Raw genomic sequence first — 17,119 nt, forward strand, 5'->3', positions numbered from 1 at the left:
TATAGTTGGACGTCCTAGTAAATCCAGTGGTGCAATCAGGCCGCACGCGCTGGGCGCCGGTGTCGAAGGCTCACCGGGGCGCCGCGAAACGCACCGGCGCCCCGAGCCGGACGCGTGGGACGGCCTGCCGGAGGGTCGTCGGTGCCGCCGTCGTCTCGCCAGGACGTGCCGTATCCGCGACCCCGCACGGCACGTCCCGGGTGCGGGGGTCATTGCCGCCCGTACGTCCAGGACGCCCACAGCCGAGCGTAGGTGCCACCCGCCGACCGGAGTTCGTCGGGCCGCCCCCGTTCGACCAGCCGGCCGTTGTCCATCACCACCACGACATCGGCCGTTGCCGCCTGCGAGAGCCGGTGCGCCACCACGACCACGGTGCGGCCCTCGGACACCGCCAGGGCCGCCCGGTCGAGGGACTGGGCCGTGTCACTGCCGGCCTCGGCCGTCGCCTCGTCCAGCACGAGCACCTCGGGGTCGAGCAGCAGGACACGGGCGAGGGCGAGTTGCTGCACCTGGCGGGCGGACAGCCGGGCGCCACCCCGGCCGACTACGGTGTCGACGCCGTCCGGCAGCGCCGCGGTCCAGTCCGCGGCGCCGACGACGGCGAGCGCGGCCCCGATCTCCTGCTCCGACGCCTCCCGGCACGCCAGGCGGAGATTGTCGGCCACCGTGCCGGGGAAGATGTGGTGCTCCTGCGTGACCAGTACGATCCTCCGCTCGCCGTGCGCCGCGGGGCGGGCGAGGTCGCCGGTGGGGACGCCGTCGAGCGTGACGCTGCCCGCGTACGGCGGGCGCATCCCGGCGATCAGCGTCGCCAGGGTGGACTTGCCCGATCCGCTCGCGCCGACGACGGCCAGGCGCTGCCCGGGGCGGATGTCGAGGTCGATGCCGTGCAGTACGTCGGGGCCCTCGCCGTACCGATGGCGGACGTCACGCACGGCGATCCCCTCCCCCGACCGGCGAGGAGTGGGCCCGGAGTGCCGGTCGGGTGCCGGTACGGTCAGGGTGACCCCGACGATCCGGGCAAGCGCGGCGGTCGCCTGCTGCACGCTGTCGAAGGTGCCGAGCAGTGTGTTCACTGGATCGAACAGCCCGGCGAAGAACAGCGCCGCCGTGGTCGCGGCGCCGACGTCGGCGCGTCCGGTGCGGACCAGGGCCCAGGCCACGAGGAGGATCGCGCTCAGGCCGGTGAACTCGGCGATGTTGAGCCGGCCGTAGAAGCGGGTCGCCGCCCGGGTCGCCCGGAACTCGTACGACATCGCCTCCGTCGAGGCCGCCTCCACACCGGCGTGCCGGCCCGGGCCCAGGCGCAGGGCGCGCAGGGTGGGCAGCGCGGTGAAGGCGCCGAGCAGTGCCGAGGTGCGGCGTCCCTCCGCGGTCCGGCCGGCCGCGTAGAGAGGCCGGGAGGTGCGCAGGTACCAGCGCAGGGTGTGCGCCTGGAGGGGCACCGCGAGGAGTCCGGCGACGGCGAACCGCCAGTCGAGCGCGGCCAGTCCGACAAGTGCGGCGAGGATGGTGAGCGCCGCCCCGGCGAAGTCCCCCAGTGCGCCGGTGGCTGCGTTCGAGACGCGTTCGGTGTCGCCGGAGAGCCGGGCGACCAGGTCGCCGGTGCCGCCCGCCTCGACGACGTCCACGGGCAGGGCCAGCGCCGAGACGACGGCGTCCTCGCGCAGCCGGCCCGTCACCGTCAGGACGACCCGCGCCAGCAGTACGGTGGCGGCCCACGCGGTCAGCGCGCCGGCGACGGCGGCGGCGGTCAGGAGCAGAACGGGAGTGACCAGTGCGCTCGGGCCACGGTGGTCGGCGACGGCCTGGGTGATCCGGCCGATCGCCACCGGGCCGGCCAGGGTCAGGGCGCTGTCGAGGACGAGCGCGGCGACAGCCGCCCACAGTGTCGGCCTGCGCGCGCGCAGGGCGTCGCGCAACCGCGCCCGGGTCTGCCGCGCGGTCGCGACGGGAAGCAGCGGTGCCGTGTCCGCCGGGGCCGTCACCGCGTCACCGTCCGGTCCGCCGAGGGCACATGGATGAGCCGGTCGCAGCGTGCGAGCCAGGCCGGGCTGCTCGTGATGACGAGGGTGGTGCGGTGGGCTCGCGCCCGCCGCACCCGGTCGGCGATGGCGTCCTCCGTGGCCGCGTCCACGGCGTTGGTGGGGTCGTGCAGCACCAGCACCGGTGGCCGGGCGGCGAGCGCGCGCCCCAGTGCGATGCGCTGGCGCTGGCCGCCGGAGAGGGTCTCACCGCGGTCGCCGACCGGCGTGCCGGCGCCGTGCCGTGCGGCGTGGACGACCTGGTCGGCGAAGGAGGCCCAGGCGGCTTCGGTCACGGCGGCGGCGTCCTCGGTGAGGGCGGCCAGGTTGTCGGCGACGGTGCCGGGCAGCAGCACGGGGTCGTGGTGGCAGACCAGCACGGTGGCCCTGAGCGCGTCCAGCTCAAGTGCCGTCAGATCGGTGCCGTCCAGCAGGATCCGCCCGTCCTCGGGATCCTCTTCGCGGGCCAGCAGCAGTGCGACGGCGTCGGCGACGGCGGGGTCGGCGCAGGCGAGGCCGGTCATGCGACCGCCGGGGACGGACCAGTTGGCCCGGATCCCGCCGGGCAACAGCACTCCGCGGAACTCGATGGCGCCAGGCGGCGCGGCCGAAGGCGCCCCCGGTCCGGCGCCCGACGGGGCCGGTCTCCGGCGTGCTCCGGTGGTGAACGTCGACTCCCCGCCCGGCACCGGAGAACGGACCGGCGCGGGCGCCGGAGAACGGGCCGCCGCCGGCTCCGGTACGGCCGGGGGTGTGCTGAGCACCTCGTGGACGCGGGCGGCCGACGCGAGGGCGCGGACGTAGCGCGCGTGGGTGGCGGAGACGACCCGCATCGGGCCGTTCACGAACTGCGCGAGGCCGAGCACCGCGATCAGCCGACCCAGGCCGATCCGTCCCTCCAGGGCGAGCCCGCCACCGATCGCGGCAATGGCGGTCAGGTAGAGCCCGGTCAGCAGGACACCGACCGAGAGCAGCGCACCCTCGGCGGACTCGGCCCGCCGCGCCGCGCGTACGGCGTCCCGGCTGACCCGGGCGTAGTCGGCGGCGACGGCGCGCTCGGCGCCGATGCCCTTGAGCACCCGCAGCCCCCGGACGAGTTCCTCGGCCAGGGCAGTGGCCCGCGCCTGCTGGGCCTGCTCGGCACCGCTGGTGCGGCGCAGCACATGGGAGAGGCGGTTCTGCGCGAGAAGGACACCCGCGGTGCCGGCCACGACGAGCGCGCCGAGGCCGAGGGAGATGCGCAGCAGCAGCACCGTGGAGCCGAGCAGGACGACCACCGCGGCGACCGTGGTGGCGAGGGCGCCGGCGAAGGCGCCCACCCGTTCCGCGTCGCCGGATGCGCGGCCGAGCAGGTCGCCCGGCGCCAGCCGCACCCCGCCGCCCGGCCGCAGCACCCGCTGCGTCAGCGCCGTGCGTACCTGGTGCTCCGTGTACTGCCGGGCGCGCGTGGCCGCCCGCGCGCCGAAGCGGTACGACAGGGACAGCAGGAGGAAGTCCGCCGCCAGCAGGCCGAGCCAGCGGACCGTCGATGCAGGCGTGCCGGACCGTACGGCTTCGCCGACCGTGGCACCGACGATCACCGGCACCAGCGCCTCGCCCAGCTGGTGCGTGCTGAACAGCACCGACGCCAGCACCAGGTCGCGTCGGCGGTTGCCCAGGGACCACCACAGCAGCGCCCGCGGCGAGGCGGCCGGAGCCGGGGCGGCGGCACGGGGAGCCCGGGCGGAGGGGCGACGGGAAGGGGCGGAGGCGGGTATGGTCACCCGGCCACGTTAGGGTCACCTTACTTTTGTCGTAAACGCAGCAGAGCGCCACCGTATGTCGTGCATCGGTCATGGACGGCGGGCAGGGGGCGCGTGAACAGGGGCAGGAACGCCGGGCATGGCACACGAGAAGACCATCGGTCTCGAACGGTTCGAGATGGTCCGGGGGCAGATCTTCCAGCACCACCTCCATGACGAGCACCAACTCGCCTGGGCCAGCAGCGGTGTCGTCATGGTCGACGCCCAGGACCGCTGCTGGGTCCTGCCCCCGCACCTCGCGCTGTGGATCCCGGGCGGCGTCCGGCACGCCACCGCGGCTCTGCGGGAGTCGGTGCTCCAGGGCATCTACCTGAACCCGGTGACCTGCCCGCTGGCCTGGCCCCGGCCGACCGTGCTCGCCGTCTCGCCGCTCGCCCGGCATCTGATCGGCTACCTGGCCGGCGAACTGCCGTCCAGGGTGCGTGCGCAGGCCGAGGCCGTGCTCCTGGAGGTACTGCGACCGGCGGAGGCCACCGTGTTCGAGCTGCCGCTGCCGGCCGACCCGCGGGCCAGGGAGACCGCCGCGCTGTTGCTGGACGATCCCGCGGACCAACGCAGGCTGGGCGAGCTGGGGCGCGCGGTCGGCGCCAGCGAGCGCACGCTGCTGCGGCTCTTCCTCGCCGAGACGGGGATGACGTTCGCTCAGTGGCGGACCCAGGCCCGGCTCCAGGCCGCCCTTGCCCACCTCGCCGAGGGCCGGCCGGTCGGACGGGTGGCCGAGCGGGTGGGCTATGCGACGCCCAGCGCCTTCGTCGCCGCGTTCCGCCGGGTGACCGGGTCCACGCCCGCCGCGTACTTCGCCCGGTCACGGGGAAAGGTGAGCGGGCCGGACTAGGCCGAGGGCGCGTTCCGGCCCCGTCGCGCTTGGCGGATCGGCGACATGAGCCACGGATCCGGGCCGGGTCCTTCATCGTCCTCAGCCTCCGGCTGCCGCGTCTGGTGTGCGCCCTGCGGCCCGACGTGGTCGATGTGGCGCACGGGCGTCCGGAAGGGCACGCGGGCGTCCCTGTGGGTGCGCCTGCCTCACATCAGCAGGGGTCGGAGTCGGCGGTCCCGGCTGCCTCGAAGCGGACCGGCGCCCGGAACCGGGCACGCCGGGCGGCACGTCGGAAGGTGGTCAGTACCGCCGGCCCGGCCAGCAGCACACACACGAAGTTGGTCACGGCCCGGCCGGTGTCCCAGCCCAGCGACGTGGCGAGGTCGAAAGCGACGTAGCGGTGCCACTGTTCGGTGAAGGGCAGGCCGGGCAGGTAGGCGATGGAGCTGTTGGGGTCGAGCGAGAACGGCCAGAAGGAGAGGTTCAGCAGGAAGCCGAAGAGATAGCCGGAGAGCGATCCGTACACCGCCAGCAGCGCCACCTCGCGCCGGCCGCTCGCCCGGGGAAGGAACCCGGCGAGCATGCCCACGAACGCGCAGCCGAACATCTGGTACGGCATCCACGGCCCGACGCCTCCGGTGATCAACGCGGAGGCGAACAGCGAGGTGCAGCCGAGCACGAACCCGAAGCCGGGGCCGTAGACCCGCCCCGCCAGAACCAGCACGAAGAAGACCGTCTCGATGCCCGCCGTGCCGGCGCCGAGGGGTCGCAGCGCCGCGTTGACGGCGGAGAGCACGCCGAGCATGGCGAGCGCCTTGGAGTCGATGCCGCCTTCGGCGATCTCCGACAGCACCACGCACAGCACCAGGACCAGCAGGACGCCGAAGATCAGCGGTGGTGCGTAGTTGGAACCGAACTTGCCCGGCGCGACCACGAACGGCCAGAAGAACGCGACGAGTCCGAGGAACGCGGCGAGCGCCACGACCACGCCGGCACGCGGGGTCAGCCGGATCGCGCTGCCGATGCGCGCGCTCACGGGCGTGTCCCCTCTTCGTCGTCGGCGGCCAGTGCCTGCGCGGCCTGCTTGACCGTGAGGAACGGCAGCGGGGAGAGGATCTTCGCGGTCTGCGGGGCGAAGGTCGGCGAGGAGATGATGACCTCGGTGGTCGGGCCGTCGGCCACGACGTCCCCCTCGGCCATGACGACCACCCGGTCGGCTGCACGGGCCGCGAACTCGACGTCATGGGTGGAGATCACAACCGCCCGTCCCTCCGCGGCGAGAGCGTCCACGATGTCCATCAGCGCCGTCTTGGCCCGGTAGTCCAGGCCCCGGGTCGGTTCGTCCAGGAGGAGGACCTGGGGCGCGGCGGACAACTGGATGGCGAGGACGAGCGCGAGCTTCTGGCCCTCCGACAGGTCGCGCGGGTGGGTGGCGTCGTCGATACCGGGCGCGAGCCGGTCGAGAAGGTCGCGCGCCTTCAGCCTGGTGCCCGACTCGGCGTCCGCCTGGTCGAGTTCCTCCTTCACCGTCTCCAGGTAGAGCAGGTCGGCGGGGGTCTGCGGGACCAGGCCCACGAGTCGGCGCGCCTCGGCCGCGGGCACGGTGTGCGGATCGGTGCCACCACGGCCGCCGGACATCTTCACCGATCCGGCCTTGCGTGGTCCGGACCCCTGCAGGGCCCACAGGAGGGAGGACTTTCCGGAGCCGTTGCGGCCCATCAGCGCGGTGACCTCGCCCGCGTGCAGATCGAGGTCCACTGCGCGTACGGCCGCGACACCCCGATAAGTGACCGTGATGCCGCGTGCGGCGAGCAGCCGGGTCCGTTCGCCCTCCGGGACCGGTGGCCTGACGGGGGCCGGGGCACGGCCCGCGAGCCTGGTACGCAGCGGCGCGGCGGCACGGCGGGCGTCGCGGATGGACAGCGGCAGCGGAGACCAGTTCGCGACCCGGCCCAGCTCCACGATCGGCGGTGCGATCGTGGAGGTACGGAGGATTTCGGACGGAGCGCCGATGCGGGCGCGGCCGTCGCCGGGCAGGTGGATGACGCGGTCGGCGTACTGGACGACGCGTTCGAGGCGGTGCTCGGCCATGAGGACAGTGACACCGAGGTCGTGCACGAGCCGGGTGACGGCGGCGAGGACCTCCTCGGCCGCCGTGGGGTCCAGTGCCGAGGTGGGTTCGTCCAGGACCAGGACGCGGGGATGGGCGGTGAGGACGGAGCCGATGGCGACGCGCTGCTGCTGCCCGCCGGAGAGTTCGTGCAGGGCCCGGTGGCGGAGGTCGGCGAGGCCGAGCAGGTCGAGGGTCTCCTCGACGCGCTTGCGCATGGTCGCCGCCGGGATCGCCAACTGCTCCATGGCGTAGGCCAGTTCCTCCTCCACCGTGTCGGTGACGAACCCGTCGATCGGGTCCTGGCCGACCACGCCGACGACGTCGGCGAGTTCCCGGGGCGGATGGTGGGCGGTGTCGCGGCCGTCGACCGTGACCCGGCCGTACAGGGTGCCGCCGGTGAAGTGCGGCACCAGCCCGTTGACCGCGCCCAGGAGCGTGGACTTGCCCACGCCCGTGTGCCCGACGACGAGGCAGAGTTCGCCCTCCTCCACCGTGAGGTCGATGTCGCGCAGGGCGGGTTCGGGCGCGTCCTCGTACTGGACGGTGACCTGGTCGAAGGTGATCACGGGGTGTCGGCTCTCTGGACAGGGCTGGGCGGAGGTGCGAGGAAGCCGGCCGTGCCGGCGAGGAGGATCGCGGCGGTCGGGACGAGCGGCAGGCCGGGCCAGGTCAGCGGGTAGAAGGTGGGGTTGAGCTGGGCCGGGTCGTAGCCGAGGTTGCTGAAGAGCAGCACGGCTGACAGCACTCCGCTGCCGGCCACGGCCCACTCCGGCAGGCGCCAGAGGTCGGGGCGGTAGGTGGTGCGGGTGACACGCCGGCCTCCCAGCCGCAGTCCCGCCACGCACAGCACGGCCCCGCACGCCATCGCGGGCAGGCCCAGGAAGGCGGGCGCGGTGGCGTCGAGCAGCCCGTACGCCCCGGCGCACAGGCCGCACATGCCCAGCAGCATCAGCGCACCGGTGGCCCGGCGGGAGCGGCGGGTGGCCGTGCCCGCCCGGCCGTAGCCGCGGGAGTCCATGGCAGCGGCCAGCCGCAGGGACCGTTCCAGGGCGTCCTCCAGGACCGGGACCACGATGCCGCGCAGCGCCTTCATGCCCTTCGTCCGCCCGGCCCGCAGCTTCTTCGCCCGGGCGACGCGTTGCACGCTCTGCACGAGCTGCGGCGCCACGCTGATCGCGACGGTGACGGCGACCCCCAGCTCGTACAGGGCACCGGGAAGCACCCGCAGGGCCCGCTTGGGATTGGCGAGGGTGTTGGCGGCGCCGATGCAGCACAGCATGCAGGCCAGCCGCAGTCCGTCGGTCGCGGCGGACAGCAGCGCCTCCAGCGACACCGGCCCGCCGATCTTGATGCCCGCGTACCAGTCGGGGGTGGGGATGTGCGGGAGGGAGAAGAGGAAGTGGTCGTGCGGGGTGATGCCGGTGGCGAACACCGCGCGGAAGGCAACGCGGATCGTCACCACCGTCAGGGCCAGGAACAGGTAGTACTTGAAGCCGCGTGCCCAGGGCGCCTCGGTGCGCCGGGCCGTGACGACGTAGCCGAGAACGGCGAGGACGAGGAAGAGCAGCACCGGGTTGTCGGTGCGGCTGACGGCGGTGGCGAGGGCGAGCGCCCACACCCACCAGGCCACGGGGTGCAGGGTTCGCGGCAGGCGCCGGCCGCCGCGGTCGGGGACCGCGGCGGCCGGGGACGCCTCGACTGTCGTGCGGGCCACCGCGGTCACTCGGTACGACGGCGGCGGTACGCCACGAACGCCGCCGCCCCGCCGATCAGCACCACGAGACCGGCGCCCGTCGCCACGGGGACGATCGAACCGGCGTCGTGCTTGGCCTCGGCGGCCGGGGCGGCGTCGACCACCCTGGTGCCGGTGCCGGATGCCGCCGCTGCCGGGCTGCTCGCGGTGGCAGTGGGCGTGGGTGACGCAGTCGGGCTTGCGGACTTGCCCGCCTTCGGCTTCTTCTTCGGTTCGGCCGCGGCGGACCGGGAAGGTGCGGTCGTGTGCCGCTCGGGGGCCGGGCCGGTGTCCACGTCGGGCGGCAGCGAGGGTGCCTTGTGGGTGGAGGCGGGCCGGCCCGCATCGCCCTGTGGCTTGGTGTTGTGAGCCCGCAGCTGGTCCGGGGAGATCGTGGGCCGGCCCTTGGTTCCCTCGACGTTCGTGCCGCCGAAGATCCACAGGTCGACGCTGCCGGGCTTGGGCTTGTAGAGCATCGCCCCGAGCTGGCTGTACGTCCAGTCCCTGGCCCCTGGGTCGGCGTGCCAGTACGACCAGTACGCGGAGGCGGGCGGCGTGAGCACGCAGTCGTCCTGCGCTGCGGTCGGATACTGCTTGCCGCTCTGGTAACCGCTGTAGCCGATACGGCAGATGAAGGCCGGTCCGTCGTGCCCGGTGCCGGTCGTGCGCCAGCCGCCCTGGTTGAGCAGTTCGTACCCGGTGGTCGGGGTCGTACCGCAGGAGCGCAGGATCGGGCCGCCCCAGTGACTGAAGTCGACGGCGAGCACGGCGCCCGAGGTCGTCGTGCAGCGGCCCATCGGCTGCGGGTCGGCCGCGGCCGGGGTGCCGGTCGCGGCGACGACGGCGACCGGCAGGCAGAGCGCTGCCAGTACGCGGAGCCGGCGTGCGGCCGTGGTCGCACCGAGAGCCGTGGCCACCGCGCGGAAGCTCACGGGACTCATCGTCCGCCTCCCGTGCCCGCACGACGCCGCGCGACGACCACCGTGCGCCAGCCGGCGAGCACCAGCAGCGCGGCGATCCCGGCGAGGGTGCCCACCTGGGCACCGGTGGAGGCGAGGACACCGCCCCCACCGCCGCCGTCCGCGACGGTCCCGCCGTCACCCGAGCCGCCGGTGTTGCCGCTGCCGCCGGTGTCGCCCGTGGTGATGATGTCGGGGGCACTGCCGCTGGGGCTCGGCGTGGGCTGCGGGGAGGTGCTGGTCAGGCTGCGCTTCAGCTTGCCGAAGGAGATGCCGGTGGCTCCACCCACGGCCTGGGTGGAGGCGCGCAGGTCGGAGCCGGGCTGGCCTTCCTTGGCAACCCGGAACCCGCCGTCGGCGTTCTGCTGTGCGGCGAGGAATTTACGGGCCTTGGCGATCTGCGCGGTGTACTTCCCCGCGTCGAGGGACAGGCCCTGCACGGCGAGTGCGGCCGAGTTGACGGAGTCGCCCGCCGCTCCCGGGAATCCACCGTCGGACAGTTGCCTGGACGCCATCCATGCCAGCGCCCTGTCCACGGCCTTGTCCGCCTTGGCACCGCCCGCCAGGTCGAGAGCCATGGCGGCGATGGCGGTCGAGTCGACGTCGGAGTCGTTCGTGGCGGGGATCAGGCTCGGCCAGGCACCTGAACTCCGCTGGAGGCTCTCCAGATAGGCGACCGGCTGAGCGGCCGCCGTCTTGTCACCCGCCCGCAGCTGGGCCATGACGGCCAGGGCCTGGGAGAACACGGACGGGGCGTAGGTGTAGGCGCCCTTGGCCGCGCAGGAGCGGTCCGGCGCGGTGCTGGGCTTGGTGCAGACCGCCTTCTTCAGCGCTGCGATGAGGTCGTGCCCGGCGAAGTCGCGCGGGTCGCGCCCGACGGCCTCGGCGAGCAGCGCCGTCTTGCCGATCGAACCGCCACCGGCGTAGACGGTGCCGATGCCGGTCCAGTCGTTGACGGTGCGGCCCGCGCCGTCCCGGCCGGCGTGGTCGAGGAAGTCGACGACGCTCCGCAGCTTGGCGTTGTTCAGGCCGGTGGCGGCGAGCGCGTAGGCACCGTCGATGGTCAGGCCGAAGTCGGCGCGGCCCGTGCCGAGCCCGTCGTCGTAGTACTTGCCGCTCTTGAGGTTCGCCGCCTTGGTGAGGTAGGTGACGCCCTTTTTCAGGTCGGGTCCGGTACCCGGGGCGGGGGTGGTGGGGGTGCCGGTGGGATCGGTGGGGTCCGTGGGCGGTTTCGTGGGACGCGCGTCCTTGGCCGTCAGGGTGACGAGGCTGGTGCCGGCACCGGCCAGGACGGCTCGCGGAGTCGGGTAGAGGGCGGGGGCGGTGTCGCCGCCCTCGAAGCCGAAGCCGCCGTCCTTGAGCTGCTGCCGGGACAGCCAGTCGACGGCGGTGTCCGCGCGGTCGGTGTCGCCGAGCGCACGCAGGGCCTGGGCAGCATAGGCGGTCGCCTCGACGCTGCCGTTGGTGGCGGTCGGGTCGGCAGGGAAAGAGCCGTCCGCGAGCTGCTCCTTGGTCAGGAAGGTACGCGCCCCGGTCACTGCGTCGTCGTGGCCGCCGGCCCTGTGCAGCACGAGGGCGACGAACGCGGTGATGACGGTTTCGCCGCTGCATGATTCGCCGGGCTGGATGAGAAGGCTGGTGGTCCCGCCGTCCTCGCACCGGAGCTGGGTCAGCCGGTCGACGGTCGCGGCCGGCGGCGTCACCCCGCCACGCAGCAGGGCGAGCACGGCCAGCGCCTGCTGCTCGGCGACACCGGCGTTCTTGAAGTCACCCTTCGCGGTGCAGCCCGGAGTCTTGTCCGGGTCGGATCCCTCCGCGCAGACGTTGGAGGTCAGGTCGGCGAGGAGGTCGTGGCCGCCGAACTTGTGCGGATCGGCCTTGGTGATCTCGGCGAGCAGGGCGAGCCGGGCGTTGGCCCCGGCGTCGGGGCCCTGGTCCTTGCCGGCCGCGTAGATGTAGTCGTCCGCGTGCGCCGCGAGGTAGTCGGTGATCTTGTACAGCGGGGTGCCCTGGCCATGGACGGCGGCGAGGGCGTAGGCCGTGTCGAGGGTGAGCGGATAGTCGGGGGTGCTGGCGCCGTCGTCGACGATCCGCGTGCCGTCGGCCAGTTTCCCGGTGAGCCAGGTCGTGGCCGCGGTGAGGGAGACCGTGCCGACCCGCACGTCGTCGGGGCTGAACCTGGGCTCCCCGCCGGAGCCGTCCGGCTTCGTGCCGCCGTACACCCAGGCGTCCACGTCGCCGTTCTTCAGCTTGCGGGACTGTGCGCCGTACGGACTGTATGTCCAGTGGTCCTCGCCGGGTGAGGCGATCCAGTAGGACCAGTAGGCACTGGCCTGCGGGGTGGCGTCGCAGGCTTCCTTGTCCGGAGTCGGGTACTGGGTACCGGAGTTGAAGGTGGCGAGGCCGATGCGGCAGATGAAGGCGTCGCCGTCGTGCTTGGTTCCGGCGGTGGTGAAGCCGCCGGTGTGAAGGAGGTCGAAGCCGGTGGTCGGGGTGGTGTCGCAGCCCCGCTCGACCTTGCCGCCGAAGGACCCGAAGTCGACGGCCACGACGGCACCCTTGGTGGCCGTGCAGTCGCCGATCGGCCCGGCCGCGGACGCCGTCGTGCTGGTGAGGAAGGCCACACCCGCCGCCAGCGCCATGAGCCACGCCGCCACCAGCGCCGTCAGGCGTCTCGGACCTGTGCCCGCCCGTCCGTCTCTTCGTCTCTCGGTCCCCACCGCAGCCCCCTCGTGCCTGCCGGCGCGTGCGCGGACGTGGCAGAGGGCCTCCGGAGGACGGGGAGAGCCCGGCAGCCGGAAGCTGGTCGCACCACGCCGTAGTCCGCGACGGCGGCTGTTACTGATGATCATGTTCCAGGCATTCCGGCTCGCCCGGCGCGGAGCCGGGCCTACGGTTGCGGGTCAGCGCCGGACTTCGACCGGCTTCCCCTGGAACTTGTCGCCTATCAGCGGGATTTGAACACGCTTCACAGGAAGCGTCAAGACGGGCCCAGGGTGCCGCGACGGGTGACCGACCGAGCGCTGGCGGCCGGGTTGCACGTCAGGTACCGTCCCGGACTGCCGAGTGGGGGAACCCGGTGGGAGTCCGGGGCTGACGCGCAGCGGTGTGGGACGGCAGGGGGCCGGCCCGAGCCCGAATGCCCAAGCGGTGAGACACCTTTGGAAGCCGGTCCACGCGTTCCGGGCGGCGGCCACGTCCCGCCGCCCCGGTGAAGGTGGACATGGGTCCGGCCGACGCCCCCTCATTCCAGGAGCAGGCCATGTCCCGTCATCCGTCCCGACGATCCGTCCTCGTCGCTTCCGCCGCCCTCGGCGCATTCGCGCTGACCACGCTGCCCGCGGCGGCCACCTCCACCCCGGCACAGATCGCCACGTCGAAGACGAACGGCGTCACCTACCTCAAGTCGCTTCAGGCCGCCGACGGGTCGTACGCCGGTTCCGGGCTGTCCAACGAGTGGGCGTTCAGCGCGCTCGCCTCGGCCGGAACCGCCGCCGTCGACGTCACGCCCGGCGGAGACACCAGCAAGAACGCGAGAACCGTCTACCGCAACCTGCTGTCCACCAGCGGCTGGCCGTCCTCCAGTCCCCTGGTCACCGACTACGAGCGTGCCACGCTCAACGCCTACGCCGCCGGCATCGACCCGTCCCGTGTCTCCGCCTCCCGCAACCTGGTCGCGGACATCTACAGCTACTGGCAGACCTCCGAGCCCGGCTACTTCGGCCCGTCGTCCAACTTCAACGGCACCGTCTTCGCCGCGCTCGCCCTGAACGGCGCGAAGACCCAGGCGGGGCAGACCCGCATCCCGCAGGCGCTGCGCAACTCGATCATCACCCGTCTCCGGGCCAACCAGCACAACGACGGCGGCTGGAACTACAGCAAGGCCGAAGGCAACCCGAGCCAGCTGGGCGCCGGCAGTGACATCGACATGACCGGTGCCGCCATGGCCGCGCTCTGCGTGTCCGGGGTGCCGAACACCGACACCGACATCGTGCAGGCGAAGAACTTCCTGAAGGGCAAGCTCGTATCGGACACCGGCGCCTTCGACGCCATGTTCGGCGCCAACACCGACTCCAACGGCTGGGCGGTCTCGGGTCTGAACGCCTGCGGAATCGACCCGCAGGCCGGTGACTTCCTCACCGCGGACGGCAAGACGCCGGTGGACTTCCTCATCGCCCAGCAGTTCAACCCGGGCGGCGGCTTCAAGTACCTGCCCACCGACACCTCGCCGACGGCGTACTCGTCGATCGACGGTCTGCGGGCCGTGGCGGGCGGCGGCTTCACCGCGACCCCGCCCGTCCCGACGACGCCGGGCGCCCCGCAGTGGGTCAGCCAGTCCTCCCTCACCTCCGGTACGGCGACGAAACTGGCACTCACCGTGGACGACGGCTCCGGCAACCTGAAGGTGTGCTCCGTCGCACTCACGCCGACCGGTACGACGACCACGCTCGGTGCCGTCCTCGACGCGGCCAAGACCGCCGCCACCCCGTCGGGCTGTGTCACGAGTGTGAACCCGTCCTCAGGCTCGGGCGTCATCACGGCTGTCAACGGCAAGGCCAACAGCGGCTCCAACACCTGGAAGGTCAGCGTCGACGGCTCGTCCTTCGCCTCCGCGACGCGGGGCAAGGTCGTGAACGTCGGCGACACGATCGCCGTGCGCTGGGGCGTCTGACGGCGATGCCGCTCCGGGACCCGCCCCGCGGCGGGTCCTAGAGTCGGGGTATGCGCATCGTCTCGCTGCTGCCCGCCGCCACCGACATCATCGCCGAGCTCGGACTGACCGCGCAGCTGGCCGGTCGCACTCACGAGTGCGACTGGCCACCGCGCGAGGTGGCGTCCGTACCGGTGGTGACCGGGGCGGATCTGGACCAGGACGTGCTCACCAGCCGGGAGATCTCCGACGCGGTCGGCGGTTCGGCGCACTCCGGGTCGTCGCTGTACACGCTCGACACCGAGGCGCTGGCGTCGCTGCGTCCGGACGTCGTGCTCACCCAGGATCTGTGCGACGTGTGCGCGGTGTCCTACGAGAAGGTCAGCAGCACGGTGCGGCTGCTGAACGCGCAGACCAAGGTCCTCAGCCTGGAGCCGCACACGCTCGACGACGTACTGGACTGCCTGGTGACGGTCGGGGAGCTGCTCGGCGTGCCCGAGCGCGCCCGGCGGCGCCGGGCCGAGCTGTGCGCTCGTCTCGACCGCGTCCGCGCGGCGGTCACCGGCCGTGACCGGCCCCGGGTCGTGGCGATCGAGTGGCTCGACCCGTTGTGGCCCGCAGGGCACTGGGTGCCCGAGCAGATCACGACGGCCGGGGGCGAGCCTCTCCTCGCCGCACCCGGCGAGCACACCGAGCCGATGGCCTGGGAGGCGGTGCGGGCCGCACGGCCGGACGTGGTCCTCGTCCTGCCGTGCGGCTTTCCGCCCGAACGCACCTTGCGCGAGAGCGAGTTGCTCACGAGACTCCCAGGCTGGACGGACCTGCCCGCCGTCCGGTCCGGCCGGGTCTGGGTGCTGGACGGACCGGCCTACTTCAACCGCCCGGGACCACGGGTGGTGCGTGGGGCGGAGGTACTCGCCCATGTCCTGCACGGCGTGCGGACCGCAGAGGCGGTGTCACCGGCCGAGGCACGACCGCTCCCCGGCCGGTGACGGCACACCGGAATCAGAAGGCCGTCCAGGTGAACGCCACCTTGTCCCCGGCGTTCAGCTTGAACTGGCAGCCGCCCACGGGGGTGGACGTGCCGTTGACGGAGATGTTCCAGTAGGCGCTGCCCCCGCCGCTGACCTTCTTGATGGTGTCGACCGAGTAGTCGTCGAACGACGCGTACCAGGTGCCGTCCCAGGTGAAGTGCCGCTTGCGGGCCGCGTCGTCGAGGGCGGCCGTAGGCGTCGGTACGGCGGAGGGGTTGGCTCCCCCGTTGGTGCCGTCGCATCTGTGGGTGCCGCCCGTGACCGTGGTGACCTCATGGCCGCGCGTTCTTATGCTGCCCTTGAAGAGGAGTCCGTCCGGTCCCTGGACCGTCAGGCTCACCCGGATGGGAGCGTTCGTACGGGGCATGCTCTGGGCGTGAGCGACGGCCGGGGCGGAGGCGAGAGCCAGGCCGAGAGCCGTCGTGGCGATCATGGTACGGCGTGCGGATGTGCGGTGCACTGGTGAAGCCTTCCTGAGGTGGGCGGCCCGCGGCCCGTCGCCGAGCGAACGGACCGGCACCCTCGGCAGGCGCGGCTTCCCCCTCCGGGATGTTGGACGCACCGAACCCGGCTACTCGGATCAGGCTCTCGGCTTCGCGCTGCAGACCATGACAGTGGGAAGCATTTCTCGGCACGCTCCGGGTACTCCGACTCGCGGCCCGCCAAGGCCGCACACGGTTGCAGGTCAGCGCCGGACTCCCACCGGCTTCCCCCAGTCACGTGCCTATGCGGTTGTTGTGCCGCCCGTCCACTCCCGCGCGACGGTCACGGCCGCCCGCCAGATGCGAACGGCGTTCAGTCTACGGCTGGTTGGGGCGATCTGCTGAGCAGTCGCCGGTATTGCGTGCAGCGGGCGAGAAGCTCGTCATGTGACCCGATACCGACGGCCCGGCCCTCTTTGGAAGGGCTGTGGTGCCTGCGGCGAGCGGACGGGCGACCCGGATCTCGGGGGTCGCAACCGGGCGGTCACATCGGTGGCCCCGCAATGGTCCGCCACGCCGGAATCGCCTGCCCGGCCGAGAGGCCCCGGCCACAGACCACCGTCCGAGGAAGCCCGACGGTGGTCGGGCGGACCCAGGGACGTGCGCCGAGCGGAGCGTAGGCGTCCGGGCGGCGGGTCGTGAAGAAGGGGAACAGCTCCAGCCAGTCGCGCCGGGCGTCCAGGTCGAAGTCGCCGAAAGGGCTCCCGCGGGCGCGCTGCTCGCGGGAACCCTCCGGCGCTGCCTGCTGGTGAAGGGTGAGAAGACGGTCACGAGCAGGACATCCGTGCGACCCCGTCGTCAGGGGCGCAGGAGCAGGCTGTCGCCGCGCTCCTTCGCGGCGGCGTAGCGCTTGGCCACGTCCTGCCAGTTGACGACGGCCCACATCGCCTCGATGAAGTCCACCTTCTGGTTCTTGTACTGGAGGTAGAAGGCGTGCTCCCAGGCGTCGAAGACCAGGACGGGGGTCGAGCCCTGGCCGATGTTGCCCTGGTGGTCGTAGACCTGCTCCACGATCAGGCGGCCGCTGAGCGGCTCGTAGGCGAGCACGCCCCAGCCCGAACCCTGGGTGGTGGCCGCCGCCTTGGTCAGCTGCGCCTTGAAGCCGGCGAACGAACCGAAGGACTCGGTGATCGCGTCGGCCAGGTCGCCGACACCGTCCTGGGCCAGCGGCTCGCCGCCGCCGTCCTTCGGACCGGTCATGTTCTGCCAGTAGATGCTGTGCAGGATGTGCCCGGAGAGGTGGAAGGCCAGGCTCTTTTCCAGCCCGTTGATCGAGCCCCACGACTCCTTGTCCCGCGCCTCGGCGAGCTGCTCGACCGTGTCGTTGGCGCCCTTCACATAGGCCGCGTGGTGCTTGTCGTGGTGCAGCTCGATGATCTCCGGGCTGATGACCGGGGCGAGCGCCGAGTAGTCGTAGGGAAGTTCCGGGAGCGTGTAGAGCGCCATGTCCAACGTCCTCCGACGTTATTGCCAGATGTATGCAGCTGCACGCTAACAGCAAGAAC

The 17,119-nt window shown here is 72.7% G+C and carries 12 protein-coding genes and 1 riboswitch; of the genes, 3 read left to right on the plus strand and 9 right to left on the minus strand.

Translation table 11 applies throughout. From position 1 onward, the window contains the following. Positions 1–209: 209 nt before the first annotated feature. Together ACZ7P3_RS36950 and ACZ7P3_RS36955 are read right to left on the minus strand one after the other, a co-directional pair. Positions 210–1,988: an ABC transporter ATP-binding protein gene (locus ACZ7P3_RS36950; protein WP_472088510.1), complete on the minus strand. Its 1,779-nt coding sequence runs from the start codon at positions 1,986–1,988 to the stop codon at positions 210–212. Further along, positions 1,985–3,787 (minus strand): ATP-binding cassette domain-containing protein, encoded by a 1,803-nt coding sequence (locus ACZ7P3_RS36955; protein WP_472088512.1) that lies wholly within the window; start codon positions 3,785–3,787, stop codon positions 1,985–1,987. The genes ACZ7P3_RS36950 and ACZ7P3_RS36955 overlap by 4 nt, the downstream gene beginning before the upstream one ends. 118 nt (positions 3,788–3,905) lie before the next feature. On the opposite strand from ACZ7P3_RS36955, the gene ACZ7P3_RS36960 reads away from it, so the two are divergent. Continuing rightward, positions 3,906–4,661, plus strand: a complete 756-nt coding sequence (locus tag ACZ7P3_RS36960) for a helix-turn-helix domain-containing protein (RefSeq protein WP_472088513.1) — start codon at positions 3,906–3,908, stop codon at positions 4,659–4,661. 193 nt (positions 4,662–4,854) lie between these two features. On the opposite strand, the gene ACZ7P3_RS36965 is transcribed toward ACZ7P3_RS36960, so the two are convergent. Genes ACZ7P3_RS36965 through ACZ7P3_RS36985 form a run of 5 tightly spaced genes read right to left on the minus strand, consistent with a single transcriptional unit; the run spans position 4,855 to position 12,167 of the window. Further along, positions 4,855–5,679, minus strand: coding sequence for an ECF transporter S component (locus ACZ7P3_RS36965; RefSeq protein WP_472088515.1), 825 nt, complete (start codon positions 5,677–5,679; stop codon positions 4,855–4,857). Further along, the gene (locus ACZ7P3_RS36970; protein ID WP_472088517.1) at positions 5,676–7,322 is read right to left on the minus strand and encodes an ABC transporter ATP-binding protein; all 1,647 of its coding nucleotides are present in this window, start codon (positions 7,320–7,322) and stop codon (positions 5,676–5,678) included. Before ACZ7P3_RS36970 ends, ACZ7P3_RS36965 begins: the two co-directional genes overlap by 4 nt. Next, entirely contained in the window at positions 7,319–8,479 is a 1,161-nt protein-coding gene (locus ACZ7P3_RS36975) for an energy-coupling factor transporter transmembrane component T (RefSeq protein WP_472088519.1), read from the minus strand. The genes ACZ7P3_RS36970 and ACZ7P3_RS36975 overlap by 4 nt, the downstream gene beginning before the upstream one ends. Then, on the minus strand, positions 8,476–9,429 hold the full coding sequence (locus tag ACZ7P3_RS36980; protein WP_472088521.1) for a hypothetical protein: 954 nt from the start codon (positions 9,427–9,429) through the stop codon (positions 8,476–8,478). Before ACZ7P3_RS36980 ends, ACZ7P3_RS36975 begins: the two co-directional genes overlap by 4 nt. Then, entirely contained in the window at positions 9,426–12,167 is a 2,742-nt protein-coding gene (locus ACZ7P3_RS36985) for a prenyltransferase/squalene oxidase repeat-containing protein (RefSeq protein ID WP_472088523.1), read from the minus strand. Before ACZ7P3_RS36985 ends, ACZ7P3_RS36980 begins: the two co-directional genes overlap by 4 nt. 120 nt (positions 12,168–12,287) lie before the next feature. Then, positions 12,288–12,423, minus strand: a riboswitch (cobalamin riboswitch). Between the two features lie 286 nt (positions 12,424–12,709). On the opposite strand from ACZ7P3_RS36985, the gene ACZ7P3_RS36990 reads away from it, so the two are divergent. Further along, positions 12,710–14,119: a prenyltransferase/squalene oxidase repeat-containing protein gene (locus ACZ7P3_RS36990; protein WP_472088525.1), complete on the plus strand. Its 1,410-nt coding sequence runs from the start codon at positions 12,710–12,712 to the stop codon at positions 14,117–14,119. Positions 14,120–14,169: 50 nt separating this feature from the next. After that, positions 14,170–15,090, plus strand: coding sequence for a cobalamin-binding protein (locus ACZ7P3_RS36995; protein WP_472088527.1), 921 nt, complete (start codon positions 14,170–14,172; stop codon positions 15,088–15,090). A gap of 13 nt (positions 15,091–15,103) precedes the next feature. Here the strand turns inward: ACZ7P3_RS36995 and ACZ7P3_RS37000 are convergent, their stop codons facing one another. Continuing rightward, positions 15,104–15,592 carry a DUF4430 domain-containing protein gene (locus ACZ7P3_RS37000; protein ID WP_472088529.1) on the minus strand — a complete coding sequence of 163 codons (489 nt, stop codon included), beginning with the start codon at positions 15,590–15,592 and terminating at the stop codon, positions 15,104–15,106. An 820-nt stretch (positions 15,593–16,412) separates the two neighbouring features. After that, positions 16,413–17,060, minus strand: coding sequence for a superoxide dismutase (locus ACZ7P3_RS37005; protein ID WP_472088531.1), 648 nt, complete (start codon positions 17,058–17,060; stop codon positions 16,413–16,415). Positions 17,061–17,119 lie beyond the last annotated feature (59 nt).

Source organism: Streptomyces sp. NPDC107581 (assembly GCF_055657175.1).

Bases quoted from the DNA above. Each gene is read 5' to 3' on its own strand.
- ACZ7P3_RS36960 (WP_472088513.1), top strand. From the start codon at position 3,906: ATGGCACACGAGAAGACCATCGGTCTCGAACGGTTCGAGATGGTCCGG.
- ACZ7P3_RS36980 (WP_472088521.1), bottom strand. From the start codon at position 9,429: ATGAGTCCCGTGAGCTTCCGCGCGGTGGCCACGGCTCTCGGTGCGACC.
- ACZ7P3_RS36990 (WP_472088525.1), top strand. From the start codon at position 12,710: ATGTCCCGTCATCCGTCCCGACGATCCGTCCTCGTCGCTTCCGCCGCC.
- ACZ7P3_RS36995 (WP_472088527.1), top strand. From the start codon at position 14,170: ATGCGCATCGTCTCGCTGCTGCCCGCCGCCACCGACATCATCGCCGAG.
- ACZ7P3_RS37005 (WP_472088531.1), bottom strand. From the start codon at position 17,060: ATGGCGCTCTACACGCTCCCGGAACTTCCCTACGACTACTCGGCGCTC.